This is a genomic window from Streptomyces sp. NPDC017676 (assembly GCF_044329325.1).
Lineage (GTDB): Bacteria > Actinomycetota > Actinomycetes > Streptomycetales > Streptomycetaceae > Streptomyces.
The window spans coordinates 870810-889459 of sequence record NZ_JBIRJA010000001.1; the positions used below are offsets into that span (position 1 = coordinate 870810).

An 18650-nucleotide genomic window follows, 5' to 3' on the forward strand; every position below is an offset into this window, starting at 1 on the left:
GCGCCGGGGTACCTCAGCTCTTCGTGCGGAACTTGTGGATGGCGACCGGAGCCATGACCGCGGTCAGGCCGACCGACCAGATCAGGGTCACCCACAGGTCGTGCGCGACCGGGCCGCCCTCCATCAGGCCGCGCGCGGTGTCGGCCAGCGACGACAGCGGGTTGTAGTCGGTGAACGCCTGGAGCCAGCCCGGCATCGAGGCGGTCGGCGCGAAGATCGACGAGCCGAACTGGAGCGGCATCAGCACCAGGAAACCCATCGCCTGCACCGACTGCGCGTTCTTCATCACGACGCCGAGGGTCAGGAACACCCACATCAGGGCCGAGCCGAACACCGCCGACAGCCCCACGGAGGCCAGCAGACCGGTCCAGCTGTTGATGTCGTAGCCCACGAGCAGGGCGACCACCATCAGCACCACGGTCGCGAACAGCATCCGCATCAGCTCCACCGCGATCTTCGCGAAGAGCACGGAGCCGCGCCCGATCGGCAGGGACCGGAAGCGGTCCATGACACCGGAGTTGAAGTCCTGGTTGAAGCCGGTGCCCACGCCCTGGGCCATGTTCATGCCCATCATGGCCATGAGGCCGGGGATGACGTACTGGACGTACTGCTCCTGCCCGCCCCCCAGGGACTTCCCGATGGAGCCGCCGAAGACGTACACGAACAGCAGCGTGAAGACGACCGGGAACAGGATCGCGTCGAACATCGACTCCGGGTCCTGTCGGATCCACAGCAGGTTGCGGCGGATCAGCGCGCCGGTGTGGCGCAGATGGGCCCGCAGCGGGATCGGTGTGTCGGTCTTCGGGGCGGCCGGGGACAAGGTGGCGGCGGTCATACGGCGACCTCCTGACGGTCGTCGGCGGGCATGGCGTCCTGCGGGGCACTGGCGCGGTGGCCGGTGAGCGACAGGAACACCTCGTCCAGGCTGGGCAGTTCGGTGGTGATGGAGGAGATCGTGATGCCGCGCGCGGTGACCGCGCCGACCACGGCGGTGAGCTGCTCGTCGCTGAGGATCGGCACCAGCAGGGTCCCGGTCTCGGTGTCCACGGTCGTCGCGGCGAGCCCGGTGATGCCCAGCTCGTCGAGCATCGTGGCGAGCGGGCCCAGCTCCAGCGGGTCCACCGGCCGCACCCGCAGCGTGCGTCCGCCGACGCGGGCCTTCAGCTCCTCGATCCCGCCGTTCGCGATGACCTTGCCCCGGTCCACCACGGTCAGCTCGGTGGCGAGCTGCTCGGCCTCCTCCATGTACTGGGTGGTGAGCAGCACGGTGACGCCGTCGCCGACCATCGCCTTCACCTCGTCCCAGACCTCGTTGCGGGTGCGCGGGTCGAGGCCGGTGGTCGGCTCGTCCAGGTACAGCACGGCGGGCCGGCCGATCATGGACGCGGCCAGGTCCAGCCGCCGCCGCATACCGCCGGAGTACGTGCCAGCGGGCCGCCTGGCCGCCTCCGTCAGCGAGAACCGCTCCAGCAGCTCGTCGGCGCGGGCGCGGGCGTCCTTGCGGGGCAGGTCCAGCAGCCGGCCGATCAGGTACAGGTTCTCCCAGCCGGGCAGCTTCTCGTCCACCGAGGCGTACTGCCCGGTGAGGCCGATGACCCGGCGCAGCTGGCGGGGCTGCCGTACGACGTCGTAGCCGGCCACCGTGGCCTGCCCGGCGTCGGGGGTGATGAGGGTGGACAGGATCCGTACGAGGGTGGTCTTGCCGGCGCCGTTCGGCCCGAGCACACCCATCACGGTGCCCTCGCGCACGTCCAGGTCGACGCCGTCCAGCGCCTTGGTCTCGCCGTAGTGCTTGACCAGTCCCCGTACGGTCACGGCGGAGCGTCCGCCGACGGGGGTGTCGTCGATGCGTGTCATGCGGACGACAGTGCCAGGCCCCACCGACAAACCACCGACAGCCGACCGACACCCGCCGACAGACGGCCGACACCACCGCCACATCCCCGACGATCACCGCAACCATCCATTGAGGCACCACGACGGCGAGCACCACATCCGCGAGAGCGGCGCCGGTTCAGGCGCAAAGAGGGCAGCCCACCGACGGGGGAAGATCGGCGGGCTGCCCGGTGGTGCCGCGATGGTCTAGTGGACGGAGTGCTCCTCCAGCGGGAACGTCCCGCCGACGACGTCCTCCGCGAACGCCTTGACCGCGTTGCCCATGACCTCACGCAGGTCGGCGTACTTCTTGACGAACTTCGGGACCCGGCCGGAGGTCAGCCCCAGCATGTCGGTCCACACCAGGACCTGCGCGTCCGTCTCCGGGCCCGCGCCGATGCCGACGGTCGGGATGTGCAGCACCCGCGTCACCTCGGCCGCCAGCTCCGCCGGAACCAGCTCCAGCACCACCGCGAACGCCCCCGCGTCCTGCACGGCCTTGGCGTCGCGCAGCAACTGCTGCGCCGCCTCCTCGCCACGCCCCTGCACGCGGTAGCCCATCGCGTTGACGGACTGCGGAGTCAGCCCGATGTGGGCCATGACCGGGATGCCGGACTCCACCAGCAGCCGGATCTGCTCGTGCGACCGCTCGCCGCCCTCCAGCTTGACCGCGCCGACCCCGGCCTCCTTCACCAGCCGGGTCGCCGAGCGCAGCGCCTGCACCGGGCCCTCCTGGTAGGAGCCGAAGGGCAGGTCGCCGACGATCAGGGAGCGGGTGGTGCCGCGTACGACGGCCGCCGACAGCATGGTCATCTCGTCGAGGGTGACGGGGACGGTGGTGTCGTACCCGAGGTGGCAGTTGCCCGCCGAGTCGCCGACCAGGATGACCGGGATCCCGGCCTCGTCGAAGACGGACGCGGTCATCGCGTCGTAGGCGGTGAGCATGGGCCACTTCTCGCCCCGCTCCTTGGCGAGGGCGATGTCGCGGACGGTGATGCGGCGGGTGCCGCCCTTTCCTCCGTAGAGGCCCCCGTACAGCGCCTTGCTGCCGTCGGAAGGCTTGTTCTGGGCAGCCGAAAGCTGCGTCATGGCAACGGCTCCTTCAGTCATCTCGAGGCGCCCTGACGGCGTCCCCGGACCGACTCCATGGTGGCACCTCGTGCCATTCGGGGCCAGGGGTACCCCCTGTGAGCCGAGCCGCGTAAGGTCTTGGTAAAGAAATAAGATACGAGACGGTTCCGTATCGGAATGATCGTAGGCTCGAACACATGACAAGTCCCGTCCCTGCCTCCCGAATACCGGAAGCGGTCCACCGGCGCCGCTGGGCGATCCTCGGCGTGCTCATGCTCAGCCTGCTGATCGTGGTGCTCGACAACTCGATCCTGAACGTCGCCATCAAGACCATCGCCACCCCGGCGCCCACCGGCCTCGGCGCCACGCAGAGCCAGATCGAGTGGGCGATCAACGCCTACACCCTCGTCTTCGCCGGCCTGCTCTTCACCGCCGGACTCGTCGGCGACCGGCTCGGCCGCAAGAAGGTGCTGCTCGGCGGCATCCTCGTGTTCGGCATCGGCTCCGCGCTCGCCGCCGAGTCCGGCTCGCCCGGCCAGCTCATCGCCTACCGCGCGCTGATGGCCCTCGGTGCCGCCTTCGTCATGCCCGCCACCCTCGCCGTGCTCATGAACGTCTTCGAGCGCGAGGAACAGCCCAAGGCCATCGGCATCTGGGCCGGCGGTGTCGGCCTCGCCATCGCCATCGGTCCGATCACCGGCGGCGCGCTCCTCGACCACTTCTGGTGGGGCTCGGTCTTCCTCATCAACGTGCCCATCGTGATCGTCGCGCTCGTCCTGATGACCTGGCTGGTGCCCGACTCCCGCGACCCGCGGCCCGGCCGCCTCGACCCCATCGGCGTGGTCCTGTCCGTCGTCGGCCTCGTACTGCTCGTCTACGGCATCATCAAGGGCGGCGAGCTGGCCGACTTCACCGACGCCAAGGTGCTCGTCACCATCGCCGCCGGGCTCGTCGTCCTGACCGCCTTCGTCGTCTTCGAGAAGCGCAGCGACCACCCGTCGCTGGACGTCACCTACTTCCGCAACAAGGTCTTCTCGGCCGCCATGAGCGCCATCGCGCTGGTCTTCTTCGCGCTGATGGGCGTCACCTTCTTCGGTGTCTTCTACACCCAGAGCGTGCGCGGCTACTCCCCGCTGGAGTCCGGCGTGCTGATGCTGCCCCTCGCCGCCGCCCAGCTGATCTTCGCGCCCCGCGCCCGGCTGCTGGTCGACCGGTTCGGCAACAAGGCCACCACCACCGGCGGTCTGCTGCTGATCGCGGCGACGCTGGCCGCGTTCGCCACGTTCGAGGCCGACACGCCGATCTGGCTGCTGGAGGTCGTCTTCTTCCTCATGGGCACCGGCATGGCGCACATCATGACCCCGACCTCGGTCGTCATCATGCAGGCCCTGCCCCGCGAGAAGGCCGGCTCCGCCTCGGCGCTCAGCAACACCTTCCGCCAGGTCGGCGGCGCCCTCGGCATCGCCGTCCTCGGCTCGGTGCTCGCCACCGCGTACCGCAACGGCATCGAGGACAAGCTCGGCCTGCTGCCGCCGGGCCTGCGCGAGACCGCCGGCGAGTCCATCGAGGCCACCCTCGGCGTCGCCGAGAAGCTCGGCCCGCAGGGCAAGGCCCTGGTCACCCCCGCCAACGACGCGTTCCTGCACGCCATGCACGTCACCGCCCTGTGCGGTACGGGCGTCGCGCTGATCGGCGCCGTGGTGACCTTCCTGTTCCTGCCGGGCAAGCCGCCCGCCGGTCAGCGGCAGGAGACGGAACCGGAGTTGGTCACCGCCGGGGAGTGAGGTCCGCGTACGGTTCCACGGGGGGAGGAGGCGGCTGCGGGACAATTCCCGCAGCACAGTGAGAGGACGGATCGTCGTGAGCCTTGCCGAGAGCCGGCCGCGCCCGGACGGACCCGCGCGGGGCCGGCCCCGCAGCGAAGCGGTGGAACGCGCCATCCTGGAAGGCGTGATGAAGCTCCTGGAGGAGGGCGTGCCCCTCGCCGAGCTGTCCATCGAGCGGGTCGCCCGCACGGCCGGGGTCGGCAAGGCCACCATCTACCGCCGCTGGAGCGGCAAGGAGGAACTGTTCGTCGACGTCGTGCGCGCCGCCGAACCCCCCGACCCCGAGCTCCCCGGCACCTCCCTGCGCGACGACCTCGTCGCCCTGCTGGAGTCCCTGCGCCGGCGCGGCCTGGTCAGCCGCTCCTCGGCGATCCTGCACAACGTGTACGCGCAGATGAAGAGCAGCCCGCGGATCTGGGCGGCGTACCACGCCAGTGTCATAGCGCCTCGCCGCGACCTCGCCCTGGACCTGCTGCGCCGCGCGCAGGAGAACGGCGAGATCCGCGCGGACATCGACCTGGACCTGGCCAACGACATGTTCGTCGGCCCCATGCTCGTCCGCTCCGTCATGCGCCCCGACGCCGATCTGCCCGAGGGACTGGCGGAGCAGATCGTCGACGCGGTCCTGGACGGCCTACGCCCCGTCAGGTCCACGGTGCCGTAGCACTAATGTGCGCGTTTCGTCACAGACCCCGCGCGCCCCGGGGGTCACCGGAACTCGCGACCCCGGCTCGTTCGTCCTCGTCTTCCGTACGGCCGTCATGGGACGGCGGAACGGAGCCGATCATCCCCTAGGGTCGGAAGAGCACGGGGGCGAACGGTGTGCACGGCAGGCAGTGAGGCAGACGGTATGGCGCAGCAGGCGTACATGACGGAGACGGTGGACGACGGCTCGGGGCCCGAGCGACCGGGATCCCGGCTCCGACGCCTCACGCACCGCCTGTTCACCGGGTGGCGGAACGATCCGCGCGTCTGGCGGCGCGGCGCGGTCCTCGCCGTACTCGCCCTGCTGCTCGCCCTGGTGATGCTGCTGCACGCGCACATCCCCAACGCGGTGGGCAACCTCGGCTCGCTCACCGAGACGTTCCTGCCCTGGCTGGGCCTGGCCGTCCCGGTGCTGCTGGTCCTCGCGCTGATCCGCCGGTCGGCGAGCGCGCTGATCGCGATCGTGCTCCCGGCGATCGTCTGGCTGAACCTCTTCGGGGGGCTGCTGACCGACAGGGCGGGCGAGGGCGGCGACCTCATGGTGGCCACCCACAACGTCAACGCCGACAACCCCGACCCGGCCGCGACCGCCACCGACGTGGCCGCGTCCGGCGCCGACGTCCTGGCCCTGGAGGAACTGCCCGCCTCCGCCGTGCCCGTCTACGAGAAGGCGCTCGCGTCGACGTACAAGTACCACGCGGTCGTCGGCACGGTCGGGCTGTGGAGCAAGTACCGGATGTCCGGCGTCCACGCCGTCGACATCAAGCTCGGCTGGAAGCGGGCCATGCGCGCCACGGTCGCGACGCCGAAGGGCCCGGTCGCGGTCTACGTCGCCCACCTGCCCTCGGTGCGGGTGAAGATGGAGGCGGGCTTCACCGCCCGGCAGCGGGACAGGAGCGCCGACGCGCTGGGCGAGGCCATCGCCGACGAGCCCCTGAAGCAGGTGGTGCTGCTCGGCGACCTGAACGGCACCATGAACGACCGCGCGCTCAACGCCGTCACCGCCCAGATGCGCTCCACGCAGGGCGCGGCGGGCAGCGGCTTCGGGTTCAGCTGGCCGGCGTCGTTCCCGATGGCCCGCATCGACCAGATCATGGTGAGGGGCGTGGAGCCGGAGAAGAGCTGGACGCTGCCGCGCACGAACAGCGATCACCTGCCCGTAGCGGCCCGTGTGAAGCTCGACACAGGCTCTTAACCTGCCGGAATACTGGACCTGAGAGAGTTTGTTCCGTCCAGGAACATACTGCGAGACTCGAACCTGTACGGCACTCCGCTCTCTGAAAGGTCCCTCATGCCCCTGGCCCTGCTCGCCCTCGCCGTGGGCGCCTTCGGCATCGGTACGACCGAGTTCGTGATGATGGGCCTCCTGCCCGACGTCGCGGACGACCTGCACATCTCGATCCCCGCCGCCGGCCACCTGGTCTCGGCGTACGCGCTGGGCGTCGTCATCGGCGCCCCGCTGCTGGCCGCGCTGACCGCGCGGATGTCCCGCCGCACGGTCCTGATCTCCCTCATGGCCCTGTTCGTGGCGGGCAACGCCCTGTCGGCGTTCGCCCCCGGCAACGGCTCCCTGCTGGCCGCCCGCTTCCTCAGCGGCCTGCCGCACGGCGCCTTCTTCGGCGTCGGCGCGGTCGTCGCCACGGCGATGGTCCCACCGGAGCGCAAGGCCCGCTCGGTGTCCCTGATGTTCCTCGGCCTGACCATCGCCAACATCGCGGGCGTCCCCGTCGCCACGCTGATGGGCCAGCACCTCGGCTGGCGGGCGACCTTCCTGGGAGTGAGCGTGATCGGCATCGCGGCGATCGCCTCCCTGGCCCTGCTCATCCCGCACGACCGGAACCACGCGGCCACGTCGACGGGCCTGCGCGGCGAACTGGCGGCTCTGAAGTCGGTACCGGTCTGGCTGGCCCTCGGTACGACGGTGGCGGGCTTCGGCGCGCTCTTCGCGGCCTACAGCTACGTCACCCCGATGCTGACGGACGCGGCGGGCTACGCCGACACCAGCGTGACCCTGCTCCTGGCCCTCTTCGGCGTCGGCGCCACGGCGGGCAACCTGCTGGGCGGCCGGCTCGCCGACCACTCCCTGCGCGGCACCCTCTTCGGCGGCCTGGCGTCCCTCGGCGCGGTGCTGGTGCTCTTCCCCGTGCTGATGCGGGCGGAGTGGAGCGCGGCCCTGGCGGTGACCCTGCTGGGCATGGCGGCGTTCATCACCGGCTCGCCGCTCCAGCTGATGGTGATGGAGAAGGCGTCGGCGGCCCCCTCCCTCGCCTCCTCGGCCAACCAGGCGGCGTTCAACCTGGCCAACGCGGGCGGCGCCTGGATCGGCGGCCTCGCTCTGGCGGCCGGTTTCGGCACGACGTCCCCGGCACTCGCGGGAGCGGCCCTGGCCGTCCTGGGCCTGGGAGTGGCGAGCGTGGCCTACGCGGTGGACCGCCGCCGGGAGACTCCGTCGGTGGGGCGGGTGGTGGCGTCCCGGGTTCCGGAGGTGGAGGACTCGGGGGCGCTGTACCGCTGAGGGCGGCCCCGTAGGGCTTGCTGCACCGGCCCGAGCTGCCAAGGCGGCCGTCGGGCCGCTCGCTTCCCGGTCAGTGTCGGGCTTCCGCGAGGTGAGTCAAGGGCGCTGCGCGTCGCCTTCGGCGATGGCCCTCCGGGCCACCCTTGACACACCTCGCTCCAGCCCGGGGAAGAAGCGAGGCGAGCACCCCGAAACAGCAGTGGCCCCGGCCGGTAACGGGCCCCCACGGCAACTGGGTGCGCGCCGTCGGCGAGGGCACGCGTCCGCGCCTCGCCAGCACGCCGGGTGGGCTTGGCGGCGAACGGTGGGTGGATGGCTGTGGTGCGCCACCGCGCCTCGCCTGCACGCCGGGTGGGCTGAGCGGCGAACGGTGGATGGGGGGTGCGCCACCGCGCCTCGCCTGCACGCCGGGAAGGCTTGGCGGCTTGCGGCCGGTGGGGGTGCGCGGTGGGGGTGCGCGTGCACGCCGGGGGTTTGGCGGCTTGCGGCCGGTGGGTGGGGCGTGGCCGCGGCTCGCCCGGACTGGGAGGCAGAGTCGCGGGTGGCCGGGCCTCCCACTGACCACCGGAGGCTGTGATTGGCGGATTTGTGCCAAGGGGCGCTGCAGTGGTGCAGGTCAGAGGGGTGGCTGTGCGGCAGGAGTGGCCCAAATACGCCAATCACCCGTAGCCAACCCGGTCACGGCACAGGTCGCCTGCAGAAGGGTTCCGTTGGCGAGGGGGCTGGTCCTATCGTCTGAGCCCGTGACCGAAAGAGCGGCTCCGCTGCCCCCTACCGTCTTCCCGCTCGCCAAAAGGCGTTCGTGGGCCATGCTGGCCGGCTCGCTGGTCTTCGTCGCTCTGGGCATTGTCTTCCTGGTCGCTCACAGCGCCGTGAAGATGACTGTGGCGGGGGCGCTGGCCGTCCTCTTCTTCGGGTTCTGCTCGGTGATCTTCATCCAGCGCCTGTTCCGCGACCGACCGGAGTTGGTTCTGGACGACGCGGGAGTGGACCATGTGAGGCTGGGCCGGTTCGGCTGGGACGAGATAGCCGCCGTGCGGATGCGGGAGCAGCGGGTACGCAACACCTCGCAGCGGTTCATCGAGCTGGTGCTGCACGATCCGGATGCCTACCTGGCCCGAGCGCCCAAGCTCGTCCGGAGGACCGCGGCCATGAACGCACGACTCGGCTTCGGTCCGGCCAACATGGCCACGAACACCTTGCCGGTGCCGCCCGAGGCGGTCCTGGACGCGATGCGGCGTCACTGCCCCGGACTCCGAGTACAACAGCACTGAGCGCGCCCCCCGCCCCACCATCCGTAAGCCGCCAAGCCGCCAACCCCCGGTGTGCAGGTGAGGCGCGAGTGCACCCACATCCATCCACCGTTCGCCGCCCAACCGGCCCGGCGTGCTGGCGCACCCCGGCCATCCACCCACCGTTCGCCGCCAAGCCCACCCGGCGTCCATGCGAGGCGCGACCGCGTGCCCTCGCCGACGGCGCGCACCCAGCCGACGCCAGGGCCCGTTACCGCTGGGCCCACCGCTGTTTGGGGCCGCTCACCTCGCGGAAGCCCGACACTGGCCGGGAAGCGGGCGGCCCTACGGCCACTTCTCAGCCTCCGCCCACATCAGTTCCCCGCGGCCCTGCCTCAGTTCCTCAGTTCGCACCACACCGTCTTCCGGTCCGGCCCCTGTTCCACGCCCCACCGCTCGGCCAGCGCGTCCACGAGAGCCAACCCCCGCCCCGACTCCGCGACCTCCGTGGCGGACAGCAGGACGGGCAACGCGCGCGGGTCAGGATCGGTCACCTCGATCCGCGTACGGCCCCCCACCGCCGTACCCCCGACCCGGACGGTCACCGGTGTTCCCTCGCCGAGGTGGTCGATGACGTTCGTCAGCAGCTCCGTCGCACACAGGCGGACGTCGAAGCCGTACGCGCGGAGGTGGTGGCGCAGTTCCGGTGCGGCCTTGGGCGTGGCCAGCAGGTGCAGTTCCAGCGGTGTCATCGGCGTCGTCACTCCGCCGCCGCCTTCCTCAGCACGGCGGCCAGTGCACGCGCCGTGGCCGTGTTGCAGTTCCCGAGCGTGACGAGTCCGGCGGGCGGGGCGTACGTACCCGCGAAGCTCGGCAGGTCGACGCGGAGGGAGGGGAGCGTGATGCCGTGCAGCGCGAGCGCGGCACGAAGGTCCTCGACGCAGAGGGTGACGTCGTAGGCGGTGGGGGAGCGGTCGGGCATGAGGGGCGGCAACCTTCTGTGCGGTCTGTGACGAACTCCTCACAGGGTGTCGCCGGTCTCGCTACCGTGGAAGAGGTTTCGCGTTCGCGACCAGGGCAGCGGAGGAGAGTGAGCGGTGGCTCGGGGCAAGGACATTGACGGCTCGATGAGCGTCCCGACCTTCTACGGCAAGGAGTTGCGGTGGAAGCGGGAGGCGGCCGGCCTGTCGCTGGAGGCGTTCCTTGAGGGCAGTTTCTACGGCAAGACCTACCTCAGCGACATCGAGCACGGGGAGCGACGGATGCCGCTCGACCTGGCTCGGCATGCGGATCGAGTGCTGAACACCGACGGCTTCTTCGAGCGCCATTGCGAGGACGGAAGGCCAAGAGAGGTGCGCATGCCGCGTACTTCGAGAAGGTACTAGAGGCGGAGAAGTTCGCCGAATCGATTGATGAATGGTCTCCCAGCACCTTGCCCGGACTGCTTCAGACCGCTCCGTATGCGCGGGCGCTGGTGCAGGCGGCTCACCCGTCGGCCTCCGATGACTGGGTCGAGGAGAAAGTGCGGGCCCGGCTCGACCGCGCTCGCCTCTTCCAGGACGACCACTCGGTCCCGGAGTACTGGGCCATCCTGCATGAGTCGCTGTTCACTGACGCCATCGTGCCTCCAGACGAGATGACCGCACAGCTCGACCACATCGCGGAGTTGGCGCAGCGGCGCCGTATCACTCCGCAGATCGTTACGCGGAAGAGCGGCGCGTATCCGCTCATGGCCGCTTCGATCATGATCATGGACTTTCCGGACGCCCCGCCGTTGATCTACACCGAGGCGTCATACAGCGGCAGCACCATCGACGATCCGGCTCTCGTGAGGCAGTACCGCAAGGCATACGATCGGCTCAGGGCCGTCGCGCTGTCACCAGACACGTCCCTCGCCATGATCAAGGCAGCGGCAGAGGATTATCGAAATGGCAAGCAACCGGATCGACTTGAGTGACGCTCTCTGGTTCAAGAGCAGCTACAGCAACGGCGACGGCGGCAACTGCGTAGAGGTGGCCGACAACATCCCCGGAGTCATCCCCGTCCGCGACTCAAAGCTCCCCCACGGCCCAGTCCTCCTCCTCCCCCCCACCGCCTGGACCCCCTTCATCACCTCCCTCAAGGCCCAGTAACCAGCAACGCAAACGGGGCGTGAAGTGCACAGACACCCCACGCCCCGTCAGCGTTACAGCGAGCCCGGCGCCTTACCGCTGCCGGAACGACTGCACGTACCCGTTGGCCGGCGAACCGACCCCCGTCACGTCGTCGTACCCCTTCACCGCGGACAGCGAGCTGTCCTTGCCCAGGCTGCGCACCGACGTCAGAAGACCGTCAGCCGCGTCGTACCCGTTCGCGAAGTCCACGCGGGCCACAGCCAGCCCCGACCCCGTCGGGTTGTCCGTGACGTCGTGGAAGACGCCCTTCTTGCCGTACTTGGCGTAGATGGCCGGGTTGGCGAAGCCGAGGGCCTTGCCGCCGCGGGCCTCCTGGGCCAGGGCCTGGACCGCCGCGATGACCGGCGCGGCCAGCGAGGTGCCGCCGATGCGGTACTCGCTGTACTGCTCGGTGCCGTCGGGGAAGGTCTGGGTCTGGCCGACCAGGAAGCCGGTGTTCGGGTCGGCGATGGCCGCGATGTCCGGGACGACGCGGTTGCCGGCGGCGTTGTTGGCCGTGGCCAGCGCGTTCGGGACGACGCCCTTCTGGTAGTACGGCTGCGGCACCGTCTTGCTGGTGCCGCCGCCCGCGCCCGAGGTGAACGCGCCGGGGAAGCCGACCCAGCTCTTGCCGTCGGGGGACAGCGACGCCTTCTCGGTGCCCCAGCCGGTCTCCCACTGGTACTTGTCGCCCTTGCCGACGGCCAGCGAGGTGCCGCCGACCGCGGTGACCCAGGCGGAGTTGGCCGGGGTGTCGACCTGCTTCACGCCGGTGTTGGCGACCTGGTCGCCGTCGTCACCGGAGGAGAAGTAGAAGCCGATGCCCTGGACCGCGCCCAGCTGGAAGACCTGGTCGTAGGCGGCGGCGAGGTCCGGCGTCTGGTTGGCCTCGATGTCGCCCCAGGAGTTGGAGACGATGTCGGCCAGGTGGCTGTCGACGATCTTGCTGAGGGAGTCCAGCAGGTCGTCGTCGTAGCAGGAGGCCGCGCCCACGTAGGTGACGTCGGCGTTCGGCGCGACCGCGTGGACCGCCTCGACGTCCAGGGTCTCCTCGCCGTACCAGCCGGCCGCCCCGCACTCGTCGGTCTTCGTGTAGTTCTTCGGCAGCACCTGGTGCAGCTGCCCGGTCTTCCAGGCCGCGTCACCGTTCTTCAGCGCGTACTTGCCGGCGTCGTAGGCGATCGTCGGGGAGGCGTACGCGTCGGTGATCGCGATGCGGACGTTCTTGCCGGTGTACGTGCCCGCGCCGTACGCGGCGCGCAGCTGCTTGCCGGTGTAGCCCTTGATCGCGTACGGGATCTTCTGGCCGTAGGCGTCCGGGAGCGTGCTCGCGACGTTGGAGCCGTAGTACGAGGAGAACGGCCCGGCGTTCTTGAAGACCGCGTCCGGCGGCGGAAGCTGGTCGTCGTGGTTCGCCTTGTGCGGGGCGTTGTCCAGGCCGGTGACCGTGAGGACCGCGCCCTTGAGGGCGGCCGGGGCGGAGGCCGTGCGCGCCGGGGCGCGGTAGGTCTTGGAGCCCTTGGCGTAGTTGTGCAGCTGGGTGCCGAACGCCTTCTCGGCGGCGGCCACGTCACCGGAGACGGCGACGTAGTGCGGGGTGACCGCGGTGACCGTCAGGCCGGCCGACTTCAGCCAGGACGTGACGGCGGCCACCTGGGCCTTGGTGGCCCCGAAGCGGGCCTGCGCCTTCTTGGCGCTGAGGTACTTGCCGTACAGGGGCGAGCTGGGGTCGGACACCGCCTTGGCGTAGGCGGCGAGTCCGGCCGCGTCCCGGCCGGCCAGGTAGACGCGGGCCTTGACCTGGGACTTGTCCGAGGTCGCGCCCTTGTCCGCCTTGGCCGTGGCCCAGAGCGGCTTGGTGCCCTTCAGTACGTCACGAGCGGGGCTGTCCGCGGCGTGTGCCGCGGGTATGCCCAGCGCCAGCGCACCGGCGATCATGGGCAGTGTCGCTGCCATGCTCACACCGGCGCGCACGGTGGCGCGGTTGGATCTCATAGAACCCCCTGCGATGCGGTTCGCATGCATGTAGTGGTTGGCACGTCGTGGAGGCGCGCGCCGGCCCGCGGCGGTGTCGGCCGGCGAGTGGATCACACGATGGGGGCCACTCTTGCGATGAACCGTTCATGCAAGGGGAACGTAAAAGTCAAGAGAAGCTCAAGTAACCGCCACGGAGGGTGATTTGACCCTTTGATCCTTACGGCGGTGTTACGAACGGGCTTGCGCGCCCCGCTCCTTGAGCATTCCGGCCATCAGCTCGATCTCCGACTGCTGCGCGTCGACCATGCCCTGCGCGAGCCGCTTCTCCACGCCGACGGTGCACTTGGCGACACAGCCCTCGGCCATGTGGATGCCGCCCTTGTGATGGTCCGTCATGAGCTGGAGGTAGAAGATCTCCGCCTGCTTGCCGTTCAGCGTCCCGAGCTTCTTCAGCTCGGTGTCGGTCGCCATCCCCGGCATCAGCGCGCCGTCCTTGCCGGAGGCCATGCCGCCCATGCCCATCCAGGTCATCGGCGGATCGGCCGACACCTTCGGCAGGTTCCACAGGTCCAGCCAGCCCAGCAGCATCCCGCGCTGGTTGGCCTGCGTCTGCGCGATGTCGTAGGCGAGCCGCCGTACCTCCTCGTCCTTCGTGCGGTCGCGCACGATGTACGACATCTCGACGGCCTGCTGGTGGTGGACGGCCATGTCCCGGGCGAACCCGGCGTCCGCCGAGTCCGCGCCCGGCGTCTTCGCGTCTGATCCGCCGGTCTCCTCGGCGACCGCGTAGGTGATCGCACCGGCCGCGACGAGCACCGCCGCCGCGGCCCCGGCGACCCAGCCGATGTGCCGCCGCATCACTTCATGACCCCGCCGGTGCACGAGGCGCCCGGCTCGGGCGTCTGCTGCCCCTGCACGTACGTGGCGAAGAACTTGTCCACTTCCGGGTCCTTCGCGCTCTTCACCGCCACCTGATGGCCCCAGGCCGACAGGATCAGCGGGGCCTCCTGGTTCTGGTACGGGCTCATCAGCGAGTACGGCGTCTTCTTCACCTTCGCCGCGAGCGCGTCGACATCGGCCTTGGCCGCCTTGTCGGTGTACGTCACCCAGACCGCGCCGTGCTCCAGCGAGTGCACGGCGTTCTCCTCCGGCACCGCCTTGGTGTAGACGTCGCCGTTGCAGTTCAGCCAGACCGGGTTGTGGTTGCCGCCGACCGGCGGGTGCATCGGGTACGACACCTTGGTCGTCACGTGCGTCCGGGACAGCTTGCCCGACCAGGTCTTCACCCCGTCCGCGCCGGTGGTGAACTTCCCGGAGTCCCCGGCGTTCTTGGCGTCACCGCTGGGCGTCGCCTGGTCCTTGCCGGAGTCGCCCTGCGTCTTCACCAGGACCACACCGCCGACGACGAGACCGACGACGACCACCGCGCTGGCGGCGATGGTGAGCACCCGGTTGCGGCGCTCGCGGGCACGCTCCGCGCGCCGCATCTCCTCGATGCGCGCCTTGCGCGCCGCGGTGCTGCTGTTCTTGCCGGAACCCATGAGGCGTGTCCTTCTGGGGAAGGGGACGTGGACGGTGGGGCCCGCTGATCGTAATGCGGCGGGGCCGCCCTTCCGTAGGTAGGGCACAGGAACCGGATAATTTTGAACCGCCGATGCGCATTATCTACCCTCGCGGTATGCGGCTGCTGCGCTCCACCGATCTGGCCCTGCGCGTCCTGATGCGACTCGCGGTCGTCGCCGACGCGACGCCCACGACCCGCCAGGTCGCCGCCGACATGGACGTGCCCTACACGCACGCCGCGAAGGTCGTCGCCGAACTCCAGCACCTGGGCCTGGTCGACGCCCGGCGCGGGCGGGGCGGCGGGCTGGCGCTCACGGAGCGGGGCCGTACCGCGTCGGTGGGCGCGGTCGTGCGGACCTTCGAGGGCGAGGGCGACGTGGTGGACTGCGAGGGGACGCAGAGCACCCCGGCCTGCCCCCTGCGCTCCGGCTGCCGCCTGCGGGGTGCTCTGCGGGGGGCTCAGGAGGCGTTCTTCGCCGCGCTGGACTCCGTCACGATCGGAGAGCTCGTCGCCGATCCGACGGGGCCGCTGCTGCTGGGGATCTCTCGGCGGCCGGGGCTGGACTGAACGCATCGCGACCAGCCACGAAAGGTCGTCAGGCGTGTGCCGCGCCGTCGTGGCTGGTCGCGCGGTTCCCCGCGCCCCTTCGGTCACGGGGGAAGCGGACCGGCCATTACGGATGTCGGCCCGAGCAGGCAAGATGGGGCGAGAGCGCAGTACACCTGCCGTACGGGAGGCGTTCAGAGCGAGGACGCCCGGGCGATCAAGGTCCGCAACGCGCGTGAAATGGTGTTGTGGTGGGATGCTCAGGTGCCCGACCGCCTCCCGTGGTACGGGGGACAGGCGGCCTGACCAGCAAGGATGGGAAGCGGAAGATGGACAAGCAGCAGGAGTTCGTGCTCCGGACCTTGGAGGAGCGCGACATCCGGTTCGTACGCCTGTGGTTCACGGACGTGCTGGGCTTCCTCAAGTCCGTCGCCGTGGCCCCCGCCGAGCTGGAACAGGCCTTCGACGAGGGCATCGGCTTCGACGGCTCCGCCATCGAGGGCTTCGCCCGGGTCTACGAGTCCGACATGATCGCCAAGCCGGACCCGTCCACCTTCCAGATCCTGCCGTGGCGCGCGGAGGCCCCCGGCACGGCCCGCATGTTCTGCGACATCCTCATGCCGGACGGCTCCCCGTCCTTCGCCGACCCGCGGTACGTCCTCAAGCGCGCCCTCGCCCGCACCTCCGACCTGGGCTTCACCTTCTACACCCACCCGGAGATCGAGTTCTTCCTGCTGAAGGACCGCCCGCTGGACGGCTCCCGCCCGACCCCCGCCGACAACTCGGGCTACTTCGACCACACCCCGACCAACGTCGGCATGGACTTCCGCCGCCAGGCGATCACCATGCTGGAGTCGATGGGCATCTCGGTGGAGTTCTCGCACCACGAGGGCGCCCCGGGCCAGCAGGAGATCGACCTGCGCTACGCGGACGCCCTCTCCACGGCCGACAACATCATGACGTTCCGGCTGGTCATGAAGCAGGTGGCGCTGGAGCAGGGCGTGCAGGCGACGTTCATGCCGAAGCCCTTCTCCGAGCATCCCGGCTCCGGCATGCACACCCACCTGTCCCTCTTCGAGGGCGACCGCAACGCCTTCTACGAGTCCGGCGCCGAGTACCAGCTCTCCAAGGTCGGCCGCTCCTTCATCGCGGGCCTGCTGCGGCACGCGGCGGAGATCTCCGCGGTCACCAACCAGTGGGTGAACTCCTACAAGCGGATCTGGGGCGGCTCCGAGCGCACCGCCGGCGCCGGCGGCGAGGCCCCCTCCTACATCTGCTGGGGCCACAACAACCGCAGCGCCCTGGTCCGGGTCCCGATGTACAAGCCCGGCAAGACCGGCTCGGCCCGCGTCGAGGTCCGCTCCATCGACTCCGGCGCCAACCCCTACCTCGCCTACGCCGTCCTCCTCGCCGCCGGCCTGAAGGGCATCGAGGAGGGCTACGAGCTGCCTCCCGGCGCCGAGGACGACGTCTGGGCCCTCTCCAACGCCGAACGCCGCGCCATGGGCATCGAGCCCCTGCCGCAGAACCTCGGCGAGGCCCTGACCCTGATGGAGGGCAGCGACCTGGTCGCCGAGACGCTCGGCGAGCACGTCTTCGACTTCTTCCTGCGCAACAAGAAGTCGGAGTGGGAGGAGTACCGCTCCGAGGTGACGGCGTTCGAGCTGCGGAAGAACCTGCCGGTGCTGTAGGGCAGGTCAGGGCGGACCTCCGCCGCACGTCCCGTGGGGGGCGACGGTCGCGTGCCGTGGGCCCCCGCGGTCGTGAACACGCACCCGAGGTCGTCGATCCGGCCTTCCCCCGGCCCTAGCATGCGCCTGTGGCACCGCTGCTCGCCGTGTGCGCCGGGTACTTCATGGTCATCCTGGACGTCACGATCATCAATGTCGCCGTGCCCGCGGTGGGCCGGGAGCTGGCGGCCTCGCTCACCGGGATCCAGTGGATCACGGACGGCTACACCCTGGTTCTCGCCGGGTTCCTGATGACGGGCGGTGCGCTCGGTGACCGGCTGGGCAACCGGCGGGTCTTCTGCTCGGGTGTGGCGCTGTTCACCGTGTCGTCGGCCGCGTGCGCGGGCGCGCCCAGTGCCTCGGCCCTCGTCGCGGCCCGGCTGGTGGAAGGGCTCGGCGCGGCGCTGATCGTTCCCGGCTCGCTCGCCCTGCTCCAGGAGGCCTACCCCGAGCCGGCGGCACGCTCACGCGCCTTCGGGCTGTGGGGGTCGATGGCGGGGATCGCCGCCTCCGCAGGGCCCCTGCTGGGCGGGCTCCTGGTGTCCACCGTGGGCTGGCGGTGGGTGTTCCTCATCAATGTGCCCGTCGGCGCGGCCTGCCTCATCCTGACGGCGCGGTTCGTCGCGCCCTCGCCGCGGCATCCGGACCGGGCCGTGGACTGGCCGGCGCAGGCCGCCGTGGTGGCGGCCGTGACCCTGCTGACCGCCGCCCTGAACGAGGCCGGACGGCGCGGCTGGTCCGATCCCGCCGTCCTCGCCGGACTGGGTCTGGCGGCCCTGGCCGTGGCCGGGTTCGTGGCGCGTGAGCGGTTCGCCCGGGCTCCGGCCCTCCCGCTGCGGCTGCTGCGCTCACCGGCGATGAGCGGAGCGGCCCTCGTGGGCCTCCTGTTCAACCTCGGCTTCTACGGCATGGTGTTCACCGCCAGCCTGTACTTCCAGCACGAGCGCGGCTTCAGCGCGCTGCGGACCGGGTTGGCGTTGTTCCCGGCCGTCGCGGTGACCATGTTCGCCTCCGTCCTGTCCGGGCGCCTGACCCGCCGTACCGGAGACCGTCCGCTGGTGGTCTCCGGCATGCTCCTGGGCGCGCTCGGACTGGCCGGCTGGGCCGCGGCCGGGACCGATCCGGCCTACCCGCTGCTGGTGGCACCGATGACGGCCGCCGGGTTCGGTACGTCCTTCGCCCTGACCGGCTCGACCGCCACGGTGATGGGCGCCGCGCCCCGGGCGTACGCGGGAGCCGCCTCCGCCCTGTTCAACACCACCCGCCAGATCGGCAGCGCCACCGGCGTCGCGCTCGGCGGCAGTCTGCTGGCGACCAGTGCCGGCTACGGCTCCGGGGTGCGCCTCGGCATGGTGGTCGGCGCCCTGGCCTACCTGCTCGCGGCGGGTGTCGCGTGGCGGTGCGTGCCCGCCAGGACGGCCCGCACCATGGCCCGGTGACCGCAACGGGCCGACGG

General features: G+C 70.5%; 17 protein-coding genes and 1 pseudogene. 10 read left to right on the forward strand and 8 right to left on the reverse strand.

Annotation, left to right across the window (positions count from 1 at the left end; translation table 11 throughout):
- Window positions 1-13: 13 nt before the first annotated feature.
- From ACH4LD_RS03920 to panB, 3 genes are all read right to left on the reverse strand, one after another.
- Window positions 14-835: an ABC transporter permease gene (locus tag ACH4LD_RS03920; protein ID WP_398053518.1), complete on the reverse strand. Its 822-nt coding sequence runs from the start codon at window positions 833-835 to the stop codon at window positions 14-16.
- Complete coding sequence (locus ACH4LD_RS03925; RefSeq protein ID WP_398053519.1) at window positions 832-1857, reverse strand: ATP-binding cassette domain-containing protein; 1026 nt, start codon at window positions 1855-1857, stop codon at window positions 832-834. The genes ACH4LD_RS03920 and ACH4LD_RS03925 overlap by 4 nt, the downstream gene beginning before the upstream one ends.
- A gap of 225 nt (window positions 1858-2082) precedes the next feature.
- Window positions 2083-2964, reverse strand: a complete 882-nt coding sequence (panB, locus tag ACH4LD_RS03930) for a 3-methyl-2-oxobutanoate hydroxymethyltransferase (RefSeq protein WP_132783750.1) — start codon at window positions 2962-2964, stop codon at window positions 2083-2085.
- A gap of 179 nt (window positions 2965-3143) precedes the next feature.
- Here panB and ACH4LD_RS03935 point away from each other — a divergent pair, with 179 nt between their 5' ends.
- From ACH4LD_RS03935 to ACH4LD_RS03955, 5 genes are all read left to right on the forward strand, one after another.
- The gene (locus tag ACH4LD_RS03935; protein ID WP_398053520.1) at window positions 3144-4730 is read left to right on the forward strand and encodes an MFS transporter; all 1587 of its coding nucleotides are present in this window, start codon (window positions 3144-3146) and stop codon (window positions 4728-4730) included.
- A gap of 76 nt (window positions 4731-4806) precedes the next feature.
- Window positions 4807-5436: a TetR/AcrR family transcriptional regulator gene (locus ACH4LD_RS03940; RefSeq protein WP_398053521.1), complete on the forward strand. Its 630-nt coding sequence runs from the start codon at window positions 4807-4809 to the stop codon at window positions 5434-5436.
- Window positions 5437-5622: 186 nt separating this feature from the next.
- Window positions 5623-6672 carry an endonuclease/exonuclease/phosphatase family protein gene (locus ACH4LD_RS03945; RefSeq protein WP_398053522.1) on the forward strand — a complete coding sequence of 350 codons (1050 nt, stop codon included), beginning with the start codon at window positions 5623-5625 and terminating at the stop codon, window positions 6670-6672.
- A 96-nt stretch (window positions 6673-6768) separates the two neighbouring features.
- Window positions 6769-7992: an MFS transporter gene (locus tag ACH4LD_RS03950; RefSeq protein WP_398053523.1), complete on the forward strand. Its 1224-nt coding sequence runs from the start codon at window positions 6769-6771 to the stop codon at window positions 7990-7992.
- Between the two features lie 743 nt (window positions 7993-8735).
- A complete protein-coding gene (locus ACH4LD_RS03955) occupies window positions 8736-9266 on the forward strand; it encodes an STM3941 family protein (RefSeq protein ID WP_398053524.1) in 531 nt (176 codons plus the stop codon).
- 353 nt (window positions 9267-9619) lie between these two features.
- Here the strand turns inward: ACH4LD_RS03955 and ACH4LD_RS03960 are convergent, their stop codons facing one another.
- Both ACH4LD_RS03960 and ACH4LD_RS03965 read right to left on the reverse strand, forming a co-directional pair.
- Complete coding sequence (locus tag ACH4LD_RS03960) at window positions 9620-9976, reverse strand: ATP-binding protein (protein ID WP_398053612.1); 357 nt, start codon at window positions 9974-9976, stop codon at window positions 9620-9622.
- 8 nt (window positions 9977-9984) lie between these two features.
- The gene (locus ACH4LD_RS03965) at window positions 9985-10206 is read right to left on the reverse strand and encodes a hypothetical protein (RefSeq protein ID WP_030653361.1); all 222 of its coding nucleotides are present in this window, start codon (window positions 10204-10206) and stop codon (window positions 9985-9987) included.
- 145 nt (window positions 10207-10351) lie between these two features.
- Between ACH4LD_RS03965 and ACH4LD_RS03970 the strand changes: the two are divergent.
- Together ACH4LD_RS03970 and ACH4LD_RS03975 are read left to right on the forward strand one after the other, a co-directional pair.
- Window positions 10352-11181, forward strand: a pseudogene (locus ACH4LD_RS03970) (helix-turn-helix domain-containing protein).
- Complete coding sequence (locus ACH4LD_RS03975; RefSeq protein ID WP_398053525.1) at window positions 11153-11356, forward strand: DUF397 domain-containing protein; 204 nt, start codon at window positions 11153-11155, stop codon at window positions 11354-11356. The pseudogene ACH4LD_RS03970 and the gene ACH4LD_RS03975 overlap by 29 nt, the downstream one beginning before the upstream one ends.
- Window positions 11357-11428: 72 nt before the next feature.
- Here ACH4LD_RS03975 and ACH4LD_RS03980 read toward each other — a convergent pair whose 3' ends face one another.
- From ACH4LD_RS03980 to ACH4LD_RS03990, 3 genes are all read right to left on the reverse strand, one after another.
- The gene (locus tag ACH4LD_RS03980; RefSeq protein WP_398053526.1) at window positions 11429-13372 is read right to left on the reverse strand and encodes a protease pro-enzyme activation domain-containing protein; all 1944 of its coding nucleotides are present in this window, start codon (window positions 13370-13372) and stop codon (window positions 11429-11431) included.
- A gap of 210 nt (window positions 13373-13582) precedes the next feature.
- Window positions 13583-14212: a DUF305 domain-containing protein gene (locus ACH4LD_RS03985; protein WP_398053527.1), complete on the reverse strand. Its 630-nt coding sequence runs from the start codon at window positions 14210-14212 to the stop codon at window positions 13583-13585.
- Window positions 14212-14895, reverse strand: coding sequence for a DUF3105 domain-containing protein (locus ACH4LD_RS03990; protein ID WP_398053528.1), 684 nt, complete (start codon window positions 14893-14895; stop codon window positions 14212-14214). The genes ACH4LD_RS03985 and ACH4LD_RS03990 overlap by 1 nt, the downstream gene beginning before the upstream one ends.
- Before the next feature lie 137 nt (window positions 14896-15032).
- Here ACH4LD_RS03990 and ACH4LD_RS03995 point away from each other — a divergent pair, with 137 nt between their 5' ends.
- The 3 genes from ACH4LD_RS03995 (at window position 15033) to ACH4LD_RS04005 (ending at window position 18633) form a co-directional block, all read left to right on the forward strand.
- Window positions 15033-15485: an RrF2 family transcriptional regulator gene (locus tag ACH4LD_RS03995; protein ID WP_398053529.1), complete on the forward strand. Its 453-nt coding sequence runs from the start codon at window positions 15033-15035 to the stop codon at window positions 15483-15485.
- A 308-nt stretch (window positions 15486-15793) separates the two neighbouring features.
- Window positions 15794-17155: a type I glutamate--ammonia ligase gene (glnA, locus tag ACH4LD_RS04000; RefSeq protein WP_103811020.1), complete on the forward strand. Its 1362-nt coding sequence runs from the start codon at window positions 15794-15796 to the stop codon at window positions 17153-17155.
- Window positions 17156-17283: 128 nt separating this feature from the next.
- Entirely contained in the window at window positions 17284-18633 is a 1350-nt protein-coding gene (locus ACH4LD_RS04005; protein WP_398053530.1) for an MFS transporter, read from the forward strand.
- Window positions 18634-18650: the final 17 nt, after the last annotated feature.

Excerpts from the sequence above, each read along its gene's own strand:
- ACH4LD_RS03920 (WP_398053518.1), bottom strand. The coding sequence starts at position 835 with ATGACCGCCGCCACCTTGTCCCCGGCCGCCCCGAAGACCGACACACCG.
- ACH4LD_RS03925 (WP_398053519.1), bottom strand. The coding sequence starts at position 1,857 with ATGACACGCATCGACGACACCCCCGTCGGCGGACGCTCCGCCGTGACC.
- panB (WP_132783750.1), bottom strand. The coding sequence starts at position 2,964 with ATGACGCAGCTTTCGGCTGCCCAGAACAAGCCTTCCGACGGCAGCAAG.
- ACH4LD_RS03935 (WP_398053520.1), top strand. The coding sequence starts at position 3,144 with ATGACAAGTCCCGTCCCTGCCTCCCGAATACCGGAAGCGGTCCACCGG.
- ACH4LD_RS03945 (WP_398053522.1), top strand. The coding sequence starts at position 5,623 with ATGGCGCAGCAGGCGTACATGACGGAGACGGTGGACGACGGCTCGGGG.
- ACH4LD_RS03950 (WP_398053523.1), top strand. The coding sequence starts at position 6,769 with ATGCCCCTGGCCCTGCTCGCCCTCGCCGTGGGCGCCTTCGGCATCGGT.
- ACH4LD_RS03960 (WP_398053612.1), bottom strand. The coding sequence starts at position 9,976 with ATGACACCGCTGGAACTGCACCTGCTGGCCACGCCCAAGGCCGCACCG.
- ACH4LD_RS03965 (WP_030653361.1), bottom strand. The coding sequence starts at position 10,206 with ATGCCCGACCGCTCCCCCACCGCCTACGACGTCACCCTCTGCGTCGAG.
- ACH4LD_RS03975 (WP_398053525.1), top strand. The coding sequence starts at position 11,153 with ATGGCAAGCAACCGGATCGACTTGAGTGACGCTCTCTGGTTCAAGAGC.
- ACH4LD_RS03980 (WP_398053526.1), bottom strand. The coding sequence starts at position 13,372 with ATGAGATCCAACCGCGCCACCGTGCGCGCCGGTGTGAGCATGGCAGCG.
- ACH4LD_RS03985 (WP_398053527.1), bottom strand. The coding sequence starts at position 14,212 with ATGCGGCGGCACATCGGCTGGGTCGCCGGGGCCGCGGCGGCGGTGCTC.
- ACH4LD_RS03990 (WP_398053528.1), bottom strand. The coding sequence starts at position 14,895 with ATGGGTTCCGGCAAGAACAGCAGCACCGCGGCGCGCAAGGCGCGCATC.
- ACH4LD_RS03995 (WP_398053529.1), top strand. The coding sequence starts at position 15,033 with ATGCGGCTGCTGCGCTCCACCGATCTGGCCCTGCGCGTCCTGATGCGA.
- glnA (WP_103811020.1), top strand. The coding sequence starts at position 15,794 with ATGGACAAGCAGCAGGAGTTCGTGCTCCGGACCTTGGAGGAGCGCGAC.